15 protein-coding genes are annotated in these 13,542 nt (G+C 61.8%); 10 read left to right on the top strand and 5 right to left on the bottom strand.

What is annotated here, in order from left to right; translation table 11 throughout:
- The first annotated feature begins 6 nt into the window (after window positions 1-6).
- The 7 genes from pstA to ACMGGN_RS21695 all read left to right on the top strand — a co-directional run bounded on the left by pstA (window position 7) and on the right by ACMGGN_RS21695 (window position 6,352).
- Window positions 7-1,677, top strand: a complete 1,671-nt coding sequence (gene pstA, locus ACMGGN_RS21725) for a phosphate ABC transporter permease PstA (protein ID WP_119688039.1) — start codon at window positions 7-9, stop codon at window positions 1,675-1,677.
- Between the two features lie 102 nt (window positions 1,678-1,779).
- Entirely contained in the window at window positions 1,780-2,613 is an 834-nt protein-coding gene (gene pstB, locus ACMGGN_RS21720) for a phosphate ABC transporter ATP-binding protein PstB (protein ID WP_012312099.1), read from the top strand.
- A gap of 131 nt (window positions 2,614-2,744) precedes the next feature.
- The gene (phoU, locus tag ACMGGN_RS21715) at window positions 2,745-3,515 is read left to right on the top strand and encodes a phosphate signaling complex protein PhoU (RefSeq protein ID WP_012312100.1); all 771 of its coding nucleotides are present in this window, start codon (window positions 2,745-2,747) and stop codon (window positions 3,513-3,515) included.
- Window positions 3,516-3,680: 165 nt separating this feature from the next.
- Window positions 3,681-4,583, top strand: coding sequence for a response regulator (locus tag ACMGGN_RS21710; RefSeq protein ID WP_046786845.1), 903 nt, complete (start codon window positions 3,681-3,683; stop codon window positions 4,581-4,583).
- Between the two features lie 225 nt (window positions 4,584-4,808).
- Window positions 4,809-5,711, top strand: a complete 903-nt coding sequence (locus ACMGGN_RS21705) for a peptidoglycan DD-metalloendopeptidase family protein (RefSeq protein WP_414156291.1) — start codon at window positions 4,809-4,811, stop codon at window positions 5,709-5,711.
- Between the two features lie 42 nt (window positions 5,712-5,753).
- Entirely contained in the window at window positions 5,754-6,056 is a 303-nt protein-coding gene (locus ACMGGN_RS21700) for a type II toxin-antitoxin system RelE/ParE family toxin (RefSeq protein ID WP_046787063.1), read from the top strand.
- Entirely contained in the window at window positions 6,053-6,352 is a 300-nt protein-coding gene (locus ACMGGN_RS21695) for an addiction module antidote protein (RefSeq protein ID WP_046786847.1), read from the top strand. The genes ACMGGN_RS21700 and ACMGGN_RS21695 overlap by 4 nt, the downstream gene beginning before the upstream one ends.
- A gap of 39 nt (window positions 6,353-6,391) precedes the next feature.
- On the opposite strand, the gene ACMGGN_RS21690 is transcribed toward ACMGGN_RS21695, so the two are convergent.
- From ACMGGN_RS21690 to phoB, 3 genes are all read right to left on the bottom strand, one after another.
- Complete coding sequence (locus tag ACMGGN_RS21690) at window positions 6,392-7,732, bottom strand: hemolysin family protein (RefSeq protein WP_046786848.1); 1,341 nt, start codon at window positions 7,730-7,732, stop codon at window positions 6,392-6,394.
- Between the two features lie 116 nt (window positions 7,733-7,848).
- Window positions 7,849-9,156 (bottom strand): phosphate regulon sensor histidine kinase PhoR, encoded by a 1,308-nt coding sequence (gene phoR / locus ACMGGN_RS21685; RefSeq protein ID WP_404601465.1) that lies wholly within the window; start codon window positions 9,154-9,156, stop codon window positions 7,849-7,851.
- Between the two features lie 137 nt (window positions 9,157-9,293).
- On the bottom strand, window positions 9,294-9,983 hold the full coding sequence (gene phoB, locus ACMGGN_RS21680) for a phosphate regulon transcriptional regulator PhoB (protein ID WP_012312105.1): 690 nt from the start codon (window positions 9,981-9,983) through the stop codon (window positions 9,294-9,296).
- A gap of 175 nt (window positions 9,984-10,158) precedes the next feature.
- Between phoB and ACMGGN_RS21675 the strand changes: the two genes are divergently transcribed.
- Complete coding sequence (locus tag ACMGGN_RS21675; protein ID WP_039604143.1) at window positions 10,159-10,530, top strand: hypothetical protein; 372 nt, start codon at window positions 10,159-10,161, stop codon at window positions 10,528-10,530.
- Window positions 10,531-10,602: 72 nt separating this feature from the next.
- Here the strand turns inward: ACMGGN_RS21675 and ubiA are convergent, their stop codons facing one another.
- Together ubiA and ACMGGN_RS21665 are read right to left on the bottom strand one after the other, a co-directional pair.
- A complete protein-coding gene (gene ubiA, locus ACMGGN_RS21670; RefSeq protein ID WP_115273269.1) occupies window positions 10,603-11,493 on the bottom strand; it encodes a 4-hydroxybenzoate octaprenyltransferase in 891 nt (296 codons plus the stop codon).
- Window positions 11,493-12,050, bottom strand: coding sequence for a chorismate--pyruvate lyase family protein (locus ACMGGN_RS21665; RefSeq protein ID WP_119688041.1), 558 nt, complete (start codon window positions 12,048-12,050; stop codon window positions 11,493-11,495). Before ACMGGN_RS21665 ends, ubiA begins: the two co-directional genes overlap by 1 nt.
- Window positions 12,051-12,181: 131 nt before the next feature.
- Between ACMGGN_RS21665 and ACMGGN_RS21660 the strand changes: the two genes are divergently transcribed.
- Window positions 12,182-12,349: a rubredoxin gene (locus ACMGGN_RS21660; RefSeq protein ID WP_012312109.1), complete on the top strand. Its 168-nt coding sequence runs from the start codon at window positions 12,182-12,184 to the stop codon at window positions 12,347-12,349.
- A gap of 34 nt (window positions 12,350-12,383) precedes the next feature.
- On the top strand, window positions 12,384-13,532 hold the full coding sequence (locus ACMGGN_RS21655; RefSeq protein WP_119688042.1) for an NAD(P)/FAD-dependent oxidoreductase: 1,149 nt from the start codon (window positions 12,384-12,386) through the stop codon (window positions 13,530-13,532).
- Window positions 13,533-13,542 lie beyond the last annotated feature (10 nt).

Genomic DNA, 13,542 nt, shown 5'->3' with positions numbered 1-13,542 from the left:
AGATCCGTGAAAAAGGATTCCCTCAAAGGCTGGTTCAAGAGCGGCGCCCCAGGCGTCTGGATCAGCGGTGGCGCGGTCGCCATGGCGGTCATCATGACCGTCGGCCTGCTGGCCGTGATCGCTGTACGCGGCTTGGGCCACTTCTGGCCCGCCGACCTGGTCCAGGCCACCTACAAGGTGCCGGGCCAGGGTGACCACGTCATCGTCGGTGAAGTGGTTCAGAAAGAAGAAGTGCCCCGCGTCCGCCTCAAGGGTGCCGGCCTGCCGGTTCCTGACGAAGGCCCGGAGTTCATGACCCGTGAGCTGATCAAGGTGGGTAACCGTGACCTCAACGGCAGTGACTTCACTTGGGTGGTGGGTGAATGGTTGGTCGACGAGCAGCGTCCGGTCGACCTGATCGCCCTGGAGCGCCGCGAATGGGGCAACTTCTACGGCTACCTGGTGAGCGTCAAGGAACAAGGCCGCGTGGTCGCCGAGGGCGCTGGCGCCTGGAACGAGCTGCAGGCACGCCTGAAACGCGCCAACCAGCTCAACAGCGAGCTGCAGCAGCTTGAGAAAAAAGACATCGGTGCCATCAACCATGGCCTTGAGCGCCTGCGTCTGCATGGCCGCAAGCTGGAGCTGGAAGGCAAGCTGGACGCTACGGCCCAGGCCGACATGGATGCCGAACGTGCCGAGTTGAACAGCCGCTACAAGGCCATCGAAGACCGCCTCAGCAGCCTGCATCAGGCCTTCTCCCGCGACAGCCTGGTCGCTCGCGACGGCAACGGTCGCGAAGTGGAGATCAACCTGAGCAAGGTCGTGCACGCCATCCAGCCTAACGCCATGTCCGGCTTTACCAAGATGGGCACCTACTTCGCCAAGGTCTGGGAGTTCCTCAGCGACGATCCTCGTGAAGCCAACACCGAAGGCGGTATCTTCCCGGCTATTTTCGGTACCGTGATGATGACCCTGATCATGGCCGTGATCGTCACCCCGTTCGGCGTGCTGGCGGCGGTCTACTTGCGCGAATACGCCAAGCAAGGCCCGGTGACGCGCCTGATCCGCATCGCCGTGAACAACCTGGCGGGCGTTCCGGCCATCGTCTACGGCGTGTTCGGCCTGGGCTTCTTCGTCTATGTGCTGGGTGGTTCGATCGACCGTCTGTTCTTCCCCGAGTCGCTGCCGGCACCGACCCTGGGCACGCCAGGCCTGCTGTGGGCATCGCTGACCCTGGCGCTGCTGGCTGTGCCGGTGGTGATCGTGGCCACCGAGGAAGGCCTGGCGCGTATTCCACGCACCGTGCGTGAAGGCTCGCTGGCGCTTGGCGCGACCAAGGCCGAGACCCTGTGGAAAATCGTGCTGCCAATGGCCAGCCCGGCGATGATGACCGGCATGATCCTCGCCGTGGCCCGTGCCGCTGGTGAAGTGGCGCCGCTGATGTTGGTCGGCGTGGTCAAGCTGGCGCCGTCGTTGCCGCTGGACGGTAACTACCCGTACCTGCACCTGGACCAGAAGATCATGCACCTGGGCTTCCACATCTACGATGTCGGCTTCCAGAGCCCCAACGTCGAAGCCGCGCGGCCGTTGGTATACGCCACTGCGCTGCTGCTGGTGATGGTAATCGCCACCCTCAACCTCTCGGCGGTGTGGATCCGTAACCACCTGCGCGAGAAGTACAAGGCCCTCGACCACTGATTGATGCTTTAAGCCACAAGCGGCAAGCTCCAAGAGGAGTGCCGCTTTGCCCTAACTTGCAGCTTGCAGCTCAAAGCTTGCAGCTACAAACGGAGTGAGACCATGCAGCAAGAATCCCACACCCACGGCATCGACATGGCTGCCCTGGGCCGCGACAAGCAGAGCCTGCGCCTGGCCGAAGAGACCGTGGCCATCGAAGTACCCGGCCTGAGCCTGTATTACGGTGACAAGCAGGCGTTGTTCGATGTCAGCATGAACATCCCCAAGCAACGCGTGACGGCTTTCATCGGCCCGTCCGGCTGCGGCAAGTCGACCCTGCTGCGCACCTTCAACCGCATGAACGACCTGGTTGACGGTTGCCGTGTCGAAGGCGCCATCAACCTGTACGGCAACAACATCTACCGCAAGGGCGAGGACGTGGCCGAGCTGCGCCGCCGCGTGGGCATGGTGTTCCAGAAGCCAAACCCGTTCCCCAAGACCATCTACGAGAACGTGGTGTATGGCCTGCGTATCCAGGGCATCAACAAGAAGCGCGTGCTGGACGAAGCGGTCGAGTGGGCACTGAAGGGCGCGGCCCTGTGGGAGGAGGTCAAGGACCGCCTGCATGACTCGGCGCTGGGCCTGTCCGGCGGCCAGCAGCAGCGTCTGGTGATCGCCCGTACCATCGCCGTCGAGCCTGAAGTGCTGCTGCTCGACGAGCCTTGCTCGGCACTGGACCCGATCTCGACGCTGAAGGTCGAAGAGCTGATCTACGAACTGAAATCCAAGTACACCATCGTTATCGTGACCCACAACATGCAACAGGCGGCCCGTGTTTCGGACTACACCGCGTTCATGTACATGGGCAAACTGGTCGAATTCGGTGATACCGACACCCTGTTCACCAACCCGGCGAAGAAGCAGACCGAAGACTACATCACCGGTCGCTACGGCTAACGGCGCTGTTGGGCGCGCCTGCGGGCTTTGAGCTTCAAGCTTCAAGCTTCAAGAAAAAGCAGCCAGCGCGGAGCCAGGAAACGACACGAACTACTTGAGGCTTGCAGCTTGCAGCTTCGCGGAGCTAAACGATGATCAACAAAGAAAGCCTGACGCACCACATTTCCCAGCAGTTCAACGCCGAACTCGAAGAGGTGCGCAGCCACCTCCTGGCCATGGGCGGGCTGGTCGAGAAACAGGTCAATGACGCGGTCACCGCGCTGATCGAGGCCGACTCGGGCCTGGCCCAGCAGGTGCGTGAAGTCGACGAGCAGATCAACCAGATGGAGCGCAACATCGACGAGGAGTGCGTGCGCATCCTCGCCCGTCGCCAGCCGGCGGCCTCCGACCTGCGCCTGATCATCAGCATTTCCAAGTCGGTGATCGACCTGGAGCGTATTGGTGACGAATCGACCAAGATCGCCCGCCGCGCCATCCAGTTGTGCGAAGAAGGCGAGTCGCCGCGCGGCTACGTCGAGGTGCGCCACATTGGCGACCAGGTGCGCAACATGGTGCGCGACGCACTGGATGCCTTCGCCCGCTTCGATGCCGACCTGGCTCTGTCGGTTGCCCAGTACGACAAGACCATCGACCGCGAGTACAAGACCGCCCTGCGTGAACTGGTGACCTACATGATGGAAGACCCGCGCTCGATCTCGCGGGTGCTGAGCGTCATTTGGGCCCTGCGTTCGCTGGAGCGTATCGGCGACCACGCGCGTAACATCTCGGAACTGGTGATCTACCTGGTGCGCGGTACCGATGTACGCCACATGGGCCTCAAGCGCATGAAAGCCGAAGTTCAGGGCACGGCTGGCGATGAGGCCGAAATTGCTAATGTTCCGGCTGAACCGGACGATAAATAAGATTGCTCCCGAGCATCGACGCCCGGCCTTCGCCGGGCGTTTTCGTTTGCGCTTGAGCAGTCAGCAGGCACCCGCGAACGATGCAAAGAAGTCCCGGCGTGATCCAGGTGTTGGCAAATGGCCACCAATCGGCGGTAGGCTAGTCGGGATTCAAGAGGAGTATCGATGAGTAAAGTCAATGTGCTGGTCGTGGATGACGCCCCGTTCATCCGTGATCTGGTGAGGAAGTGCCTGCGTAATGCCTTCCCGGGCATGGTCATCGAAGATGCGGTCAACGGCCGCAAGGCCATGGCCATGCTGGGCAAGGAAACCTTCGACCTTGTGCTGTGCGACTGGGAAATGCCCGAGATGTCCGGCCTTGAGCTGCTGACCTGGTGCCGCCAGCAGCCAGAAATGAAGAGCCTGCAGTTCATCATGGTGACCAGCCGCGGCGACAAGGAAAACGTCATCCAGGCCATTCAGGCGGGCGTCTCCGATTTTGTCGGCAAGCCATTCACCAACGAGCAGTTGCTGACCAAGGTGAAGAAAGCCCTGACCAAGATCGGCAAGCTTGAAAGCTTGGTCGCCGGTGGCCAGGCGCGGGTGAATTCGGCGTTCGCCAACGATTCGCTGAGCGCGCTGACCGGGGGCAAACCTGAAGCGGTCAAGGCCGCGCCTGCTGCGGCTGCGCCGGCCAAGCCGTTGATCAATGCACCGAAACCGCAGACGGCCGCCGCAGCCGCTGCGCAGACCGGGCGTGGACAAGGCCAGCTGCGCCTTTCCAGTGGTACTCAGCCTTGTGTGATCAAGGCGCTGAGCCTTAAGGAGGCGTTGCTGGTGGTACGTCGCAGTGCAGTGCTGCCACAGGTGCTCGAAGGCGCTGTACTGGACCTTGAGCAGGGCGAGAGCGCTGAAGTTGCCCGCCTGAATGGTTACCTGCATGCCATTGCGGCATTGGAGCCGAAACCTGAAAGCGACTGGCTGCAACTGACCTTCAAATTCGTCGACCAGGATGCACAGAAGCTCGACTACCTGTCGCGGCTGATTGCCCGCGGCACTACGCAGAAGCACTTCACCCCCGGCGCCTAGTTTCGTCGTACTCCGACCCTGTTGGAGCGGCCTTGTGTCGCGAAAGGGCTGCAGCGCAGCCCCCCAGCCATTCTTGCCGCGCTGCAAAACGGGGCCGCTGTGCGGCCCTTTCGCGACGCAAGGCCGCTCCTACAGGGCTGCGGCGGTCTTCCGACCAACTGTCATACCGCTCCCAGATCCCACTGCTAGGCTTCGACAGAACATCACTGTCAAAAAGCCACTATCATGCCCGCCGCCGCCCGCCTGCTGCTGTTCTGTGCCTCGCTCACGGCCTCGGCGTCGAGCCTGGGCATGACCATTTACAAGACCACTGACAATTTCGGGGTGGCTTCCTATTCCGAGCGCCCCAGCCCAGGGGCAAAGGCTCTGGAGCTGGGCGAGCCGATATTCGAGCAGGTTGAGGGTCAGGTACGCCTGCAAACCGAGCCGTTTCCGGGCGGCGTGCGCTTCCTGGTGCGTAATGAGCTGTACGTGCCCATGCAGGTTGAACTGCGCGTCGATCAGTTGGCCAATGCCTTCGGCGGCAACGGCCCGCGGATCGTGCGAGCCGTAGTCGGGCCACGCTCGACCAAGGTGCTCAGCTCGGTGTTGGCGGCCCCCGGCGGGCCGCTCCGTTATGCCAGCAAATTTCAGTACGCCATGGGTGACCCTGGTCAGCGCTCGCAGGCTTATCGTTATCCTTTCCCATGGAAAGGCGGCCCTTTCCGCCTGACTCAAGGGCCCAACGGCCGCTTCAGCCATTACGGTCCCAAGGGCCGTCATGCCATGGACATCGCCATGCCGGAGGGCACCCCGATCATTGCGGCGAGGGGTGGGATGGTGGTGAAGATCGAGAACAACCAGAGCGGACGAGGTACCAACCCCTCGGGCAATTTCGTGCGCATTCTTCACCCGGACGGCACTATGGGAGTGTATCTGCACCTGATGCGCGGTTCAGTGGTAGTGGCCGAGGGGCAGCAGGTGGCGTTGGGGCAGGCGTTGGCCAAGTCGGGCAATACCGGCAACAGCACAGGCCCTCACCTGCATTTCGTGGTGCAGCGCAACGTCGGCTTGGCGCTGGAGTCGATCCCCTTCCAGTTCGACCGGCCGATTGGCGGTTTGCCGAACTTTACTGCGGGAAATCCCTGAAATTGCTTGCCTGGCTGTGATTTATAAGCTACATAAATGCTTATGAAGAGTATCAAACAAACGACCACCTTCAGAAACTGGGAGCAGAAGCTCCGAGACAAACAGGCAAGGGCGATCATCGCTGCACGTGTATTTCGTTTAGCGCATGGTTTAGCTGGTGATGTCCAGCCGGTGGGCCAAGGCGTTAGTGAACTGCGCATCCACCACGGCCCCGGTTACCGAGTGTATTTCCAGCAGCGTGGAAATCAGCTTGTCCTGTTGTTGTGTGGTGGAGACAAGAGCAGCCAGGCGCGAGATATCGAGACAGCTAAAGGCTTGGCCAGTCAGTGGAGGGACGACGAGTGAAAGAGCAATTCTATGACTATGACCCAGCCGAAGCGTTGACGGACGCTGAGTCCATTGCCGTCTTCATGGAAGACGCTTTTGAAACGGGTGATGCTGCCTACATCGCACAGGCCCTTGGCGTAGTAGCTCGGGCTAAAGGAATGTCTGCCATTGCGAATGAGGCAGGTGTATCCCGAGAGCACCTTTACCGGTCCTTCTCGGAAAAGGGTAACCCTACGCTTAAAACTATGCTGGCCGTGATGAGGGCCGTTGGTTTGGACCTGACGTCTCGCAAGCACGTGAAATCTGCACACTGAACACAAGCATCCACGGGGCCGCCAAGCGGCCCCGCCAGCTCAGCCGAGCTTGAGCACCTTGGCCAGCACGATCTTGGGCCCTTTCATCTTCTTGATGATGATGCGCAGGCCTTCGACTTCCAGCACTTCCTCTTCCTCAGGCACGCGCTTGAGCGTTTCGTAGATAAGCCCGGCCAGGGTTTCCGCTTCGATGTGGTCAAGGTCGATGCCCAGCAAGCGCTCCACCTTGAACAGCGGCGTGTCGCCACGCACCAGCAGCTTGCCTGGCTGGTAGGCCAGGATGCCGCGCTCGGTCTTGCGGTGTTCGTCCTGAATGTCGCCCACCAGCACTTCCAGCACGTCTTCCATGGTCAGGTAGCCAATCACCTTGCCATCGGCTTCCTCGACCAGCACGAAGTGCGCGCCACCCTTGCGGAACTGCTCCAGCAGTTGAGACAACGGCATGTGCCGCGATACACGCTCCAGCGGGCGGGCCAAGTCTTCCAGGTCGACGGTTTCGGGCAGGTGCTCGAGCTCGGCCAGTTCCAGCAGCAGGTCCTTGATGTGCAAAAGCCCGGTGAACTCCTCACGCTCGGCGTCGTACAGCGGATAGCGGCTGAACTTGTGGCGGCGCACCAGGGCCAGGATTTCCTTGAGTGGCGCATGGGCGTCGATGCTGACCATGTCTTCGCGCGAGTTGGCCCAGTCGACCACTTCCAGCTCGCCCATCTCCACGGCCGAGGCCAGCACACGCATGCCCTGGTCGCTCGGGTCCTGGCCACGGCTGGAGTGCAGGATCAGCTTGAGCTCTTCACGGCTGTAATGGTGCTCGTGGTGCGGGCCAGGCTCGCCCTGGCCGGCAAAGCGCAGGATGGTGTTGGCACTGGCGTTGAGCAGGTAGATGGCCGGGTACATCAGCCAGTAGAACAGGTAAAGCGGCACCGCAGTCCACAGCGACAGCAGTTCGGGCTTGCGGATCGCCCAGGATTTGGGCGCCAGCTCACCGACCACGATGTGCAGGTACGAGATGACGAAGAAGGCGACGAAGAACGAGACACCCTTGATCAACTCTGGCGTGTCCACGCCCAGGTATGCCAGCAGCGGCTCGAGCAGGTGGGCGAATGCCGGCTCACCGACCCAGCCAAGGCCCAGGGAGGCGAGGGTGATACCCAGCTGGCAGGCCGACAGGTAGGCGTCGAGCTGGTTGTGTACCTTGCGCAGGATGCTGCCGCGCCAGCCGTGCTGCTCGGCAATGGATTCGACACGCGTTGAGCGCAGCTTGACCATGGCGAACTCGGCGGCTACGAAAAAGCCGTTGAGCAGCACCAGGAACAGGGCAAAGAGAATCATGCCGAAATCGGCGAATAACGAGGTGAGGCTGATACCAGGGGAAGGGTCCATGATGGATTTTTTACGGGGTCCGTCTTTGGGGAAGGTAGAAAAAAAGTGCCAGCTTTTGCTGGCACAGGGGGGTCAATGTAGCGGCTGGGGCGGCAAAAGCAAAGTGGCCCTTGGAATCAAGCGTCACCGTTAGCCAGTTGTGCGGGGGCAAAGTGACAGGTGAAGGTACTGCCATGGCCCGGTACGCTGCTGATCTCAAGGCGCCCGCGATGGCGCATGAGCACATGCTTGACGATCGCCAGCCCCAGGCCGGTGCCTCCTGTGTTGGAAGCGCGGCTGGAGTCGACGCGGTAGAAACGTTCGGTCAGCCGCGGCAGGTGCTTGGCGTCGATACCGACCCCCGAGTCCTGCACTGACAGGTGGGCGCCCTGGTCGTCGGCCCACCAGCGGATACGGATGTTGCCTTCGTCCTGGGTGTACTTCACCGCGTTGAACACCAGGTTGGAGAAAGCGCTGCGCAACTCCGACTCGCTGCCTTTGAGGCGAAGGCCCGGCGCTGCCTCCAGGGTAATGCGCTGGTTGCGCGGCCCGGACAGCGCCTGGGCGTCGCTCATGATCGCACCGAGCAGGGTGTCGACCGCCACCGGCTGGTTGTCCGACGGGTAATCGGTGGCTTCCAGCTTGGCCAGCAGCAGTAGGTCGTTGAGCAGGGCCTGCATGCGCGAGCCTTGCTGGCTCATCTGCTGCAACGCCCGGCTCCAGCGCGGGTTCACGTCTTCGACGTTATCCAGCAGGGTTTCCAGGTAACCGGCTATCACCGTCAGCGGTGTACGCAACTCGTGCGAGACGTTGGCCACGAAGTCCTTGCGCATCTGTTCGAGCTGATGGATGCGAGTAACGTCGCGCACCAGCATCAGGTGTTCGTTGTTGCCGTAGCGGGTGAGGTGCAGCTGCACGCGCATGCGGTCATTGATGGGGGAAGGAATTTCCAGCGGTTCGGCAAAGTTCTGCGACTCGAAGTATTCCTTGAAGCGTGGGTGGCGTACCAGGTTTGTGACCGGCTGGCCGCCATCTTGCGGAGTCTTGAAGCCCAGCAGGGTTTCTGCGGCGCGGTTCCACCATTCCAGGTTGCCGTCGCTGTCGAGCATGATCACCGCGTCGCGCAGTGCTGCCGTGGACTCCTGTACCCGGTCGATCACTGCCTGCAGACGGCCGCGTACGCGCTGGTCGCGGCGTTGCAGGTGGTAGATGCTGTCGAACACCTCGCCCCACAGGCCATAGCCGTCGGGCGGTGCTTCGTCGGGCTGATGGTTGCGCAACCAGTCATGCAGGCGCAGCAACTGTTTGAGGGTCCAGCCCAGGTACAGGCCTAGGCCGATGGCCAGGCTCCAGCCGTAAAAACCGCTGACCAGGCCGCCTACCAGGCAGACAGTGATCAGCAGGAGCAGGTGGCGAATCAGGGTTGCGTGCCAGTTCTGGTTCAATTGACAGATCCTTCGGATCCAGCCGCAAGCTGCAAGCTACAAGCTGCAAGAAGAAGCGGATCGGTGATGCTGATAGTCCTTTTTCCAGCCTGGATGCTGCTGGCTTTTCCTTGCAGCTTGAGGCTCGAAGCTCGCAGCTAGCTTTTGGTCGAGAAGCGGTAGCCAGTGCCCCGAACGGTTTGTACCAGATTTTCGTAGGCTTCACCCAGTGCCTTGCGCAGGCGGCGGATGTGCACATCGACGGTGCGTTCCTCGACATAGACGTTGCCGCCCCAGACCTGGTCGAGCAACTGGCCCCGGGTGTAGGCGCGCTCCTGGTGGGTCATGAAGAACTGCAGCAGGCGGTATTCGGTAGGGCCCATTTCGGCCGGCTTGCCGTCGATGGTCACGCGGTGGCTGATCGGGTCGAGCAGCAGGCCGCCGACTTCGATAGGGGCTTCGCTGTCGCTTGGGCCGGCGCGGCGCAGCACGGCCTTCAGGCGCGCCACCAGTTCACGAGGCGAAAAGGGTTTGGTGATGTAGTCGTCGGCGCCGACTTCCAGGCCCTGGATCTTGTTGTCCTCTTCGCCCTTGGCGGTGAGCATGATGATCGGGATATCGCCGGTGAGCTCATCGCGCTTGAGGCGGCGAGCCAACTCGATGCCGGAGGTGCCCGGCAGCATCCAGTCGAGCAGGATCAGGTCCGGTTTACGGTCGACGATGATTGCGTGGGCCTGTTGGGAGTTCTCGGCTTCCAGGCAGTCATAGCCGGCCATTTCCAATGCAACGGCGATCATCTCGCGAATGGGCGCTTCGTCGTCGACGATCAGAATGTTTCTGCCAACCATGCTTTAAACCTCTCCTGGAATATCGGGTCTGGCCCGCATTAGATAACGGAATTATTGCAGCTGTGTGACAGGGTGTTGGCCATTCTGGCGACATTGCATGACTGGGCTAGGCTTTGAGGGGCCGCTGCGGCGGCTGTGCGAACTCATTCCACCCTCCGAATTCACGGTGATTCCAATGACACGACACACGCTGAGCTGGATGGCCCTTTGCGCTGCACTGGCACTGCCCGGGGTAGCGTCGGCCCACCATGCCATGGAGAAGGACGGCATGTGGGTCGATCACGCGGGCATGACGCTGTACACCTTCGACAAGGATGCTGGCGGCAAGTCGATGTGCAATGGCGAGTGCGCCACCAACTGGCCGCCGCTGCTGGTCAAGGCCGATGACGAGCCTGCCAAGGACAAGTGGTCGGTGGTGATGCGCGACGATGGCAAGAAGCAGTGGGCATATGACGGCAAGCCCCTGTATACCTTCGTGAAGGACAAGAAGGCTGGGGACATGACCGGTGATGGTTTGAAAGACGTCTGGCACGTCGCCAAGCCTTGAGATGGCTGGGGCCGCTTTGCGGCCCAATCGCCGGCAAGCCGGCTTCCACAGGGTGGCTTGCCGAGGTTGTGTTCAGCGCAGGGCGTAATCGAGCACCACACCCATGAATACCAGCAGCCCCGCCCAGTGATTGTGCAGAAACGCCTTGAAGCACGACTCTCTGTCCAGCTTGCGCGTCGACCAGTACTCCCAGGCAAAGCACAGTGCGGCACCCAGCAGCCCAAGGTGGAACCAGCCACCCAGCTCGAAGCGGCTTCCCGCCAGCAACAGGCAGCCCAGCGACAGCATCTGCAGGGTCAGAATGATCACCCGGTCGGACTCGCCGAACAGGATCGCAGTCGATTTCACCCCGATTTTCAGGTCATCGTCCCGGTCGACCATGGCGTAGTAGGTATCGTAACCCACCGTCCACAGCAGGTTGGCGATGTACAGCAGCCAGGCGCTGGCCGGCAACTCGCCGCCGGCGGCAGTGAAGGCCATGGGGATACCCCAGGAATACGCAGCCCCCAGCACTACCTGCGGGTAATAGGTGTAGCGCTTCATGAACGGGTAACAGAACGCCAAAGCCACCGCGCCGAATGACAGCCACACAGTCTTGCTGTTGGTACACAGCACCAGCAGGAAGCTCACCGCCACCAGGATCCCGAACAGCGCCAGCGCCTCGCGTGGCTTGACCCGGCCACTGGCCAGCGGGCGGTCGGCGGTGCGTTTAACGTGGCCATCGACCTTGCGATCGGCGAAGTCATTGATGCAGCAGCCAGCGGCACGCATCAGCACCACGCCTAGGCCGAAGATCAGCACGTTGGCCAAGGTGGGCGAACCAAGGCCTGCAATCCACACCGCCGTCAGGGTCGGCCACAGCAGCAGGTAGATGCCGATCGGCCGGTCCATGCGACTGAGCTGGATGAAGTCCCAGGCGCGCGGGTGCACGCGGTTGAGCGACTTGAGCAGTTGCAGGTACATCAGCAGTTTTCCTCCTTGGCTGCTTGCCACAGTGCCGGCAGGAATACTTCGGCCACCAGCAGATCGAGGCCATCGCGCTCGAAGCGCGAGCGCCGCCCCCACAACCCTGCATGGGCCGCTTCGACAGGTAACCACTGCTGTGGATAAGTGCACACTTCAATGGGGTGACGGATGAACGCCTGGTCGCAGAACAACAACTCGCCCAGCGAACGGCTGCCCAAGGTTTCCAGGTGCAAACCGCCGTGTTCCAAGGCGCTACGGCTGGCCACACTGCGGGCGAAGACCCACGGCTGACCATGGCCGCGCAAGTACACCTCGCGCACCCAGCCTTCAGCGCCTGGCGCGATACCCAGCGCCAGGCATTCGTCATCGCGCAGCGCCTGCCAGCCCTCGAACAGCGGAGTGACGCTGAAATGATCGTGAGACAGTCGGGTAAGGCGGCGAGTCAGGGAACCTTCGTCGAACAGCCAGTCGAGGGCAGGCTGGTCGGTATCGACCGCCAGTTGTGGATACGCCAGCCACGCGACAGCGGCTGCTTGCGGGGATTCGTACGACACGTCGATATGCTTGATTAGAGCCAGAGAGGCGGCGAGCTTAGCATGATTGCCCCAACTGCTTGCATAATGCCCGCGTAAGGGCCCTGAGCCCGAATGACAAAGCCTGAGCCTGTACCGAGGAACGACAAATCATGAAGAAGTGGCAGTGTATTGTCTGTGGCCTGATCTACGACGAGGCCCAAGGATGGCCGGATGACGGCATCGCGCCGGGTACCCGGTGGGAGGATGTGCCGCAGGATTGGCTGTGCCCCGATTGCGGCGTCGGCAAAAGCGACTTTGAAATGATCGCCATCGGCTGATCGCCATGCTGTTCAACCAAGAGGAAAGCACGAAATGACGTCCCCCGTGGTCATCATCGGGACCGGCCTGGCCGGCTATAACCTCGCCCGTGAGTTTCGCAAGCTCGATGGCGATACGCCGCTGCTGCTGATTACCGCCGACGACGGTCGCTCCTATTCCAAGCCCATGCTTTCTACCGGCTTCGCCAAGCAGAAGGACGCGGACGGCCTGTGCATGGCCGAGCCGGGGGCCATGGCCGAGCAACTCAAGGCGGTTATCCGCACCCACACGCGTATCAGCGGTATCGACCCTGGCCACAAGCGCCTGTGGATTGGCGAAGAAGCGGTGGAGTATCGCGATCTGGTGCTGGCCTGGGGCGCGCAGACCGTGCAGGTGCCGGTGGAGGGTGACGGGGCAGATCATGTGTTCCCGGTCAATGATCTGGAAGACTACGCACGTTTGCGTGCTGCCGCGGCTGGCAACCAGCGTGTATTGATCCTCGGGGCCGGCCTGATCGGCTGCGAGTTCGCCAATGACATGCGCCTGGGTGGCTTTGAGGTCGATGTGGTGGCGCCGTGCGAGCAGGTCATGCCGACCCTGTTGCATCCTGCCGCTGCCGCTGCCGTTCAGGGTGGGTTGCAAGGGCTGGGCGTGCGTTTTCACCTGGGGCCCGTACTCACTCGCCTGCAGCAGGTGAGCGAAGGCCTTGAGGCGCACTTGTCCGATGGCAGCGTGATCGCCTGCGACCTGGTGGTATCGGCCATCGGCCTGCGCCCGCGTACCGACCTGGCCGCTGCAGCGGGCCTGCAGACCAACCGCGGCGTAGTCGTGGACCGCCAACTGCGCACCTCCCACGGCAACATTTTCGCACTGGGCGACTGTGCTGAAGTCGAAGGTATCAACCTGCTCTATGTGATGCCATTGATGGCCTGCGCTCGAGCCCTGGCCCAGACTTTGACAGGCAACCCGACGCAGGTCAGTTACGGGCCGATGCCCATCACTGTGAAAACACCGGCTTGCCCGTTGGTGGTTTCGCCGCCGCCGCCTGGTTGCGAAGGTACCTGGCAGGTGCAAGGGCAGGGCAGTGACCTGAAAGTGCTCTGTCACGCTGCTGACGGCCAGTTGCTGGGCTATGCCCTGACAGGCAGCGCCGTCATGGAAAAACTGGCCCTGAACCGGCAGCTGCCTGCGCTGATGGCGTAAACAGCGGGCG

Source organism: Pseudomonas sp. BNK-30 (genome assembly GCF_047456185.1).
GTDB classification, from domain to species: domain Bacteria; phylum Pseudomonadota; class Gammaproteobacteria; order Pseudomonadales; family Pseudomonadaceae; genus Aquipseudomonas; species Aquipseudomonas putida_E.
The sequence above is the reverse complement of the archived record's forward strand: the minus strand, read 5'-3'. Positions and strand labels throughout refer to the sequence as shown.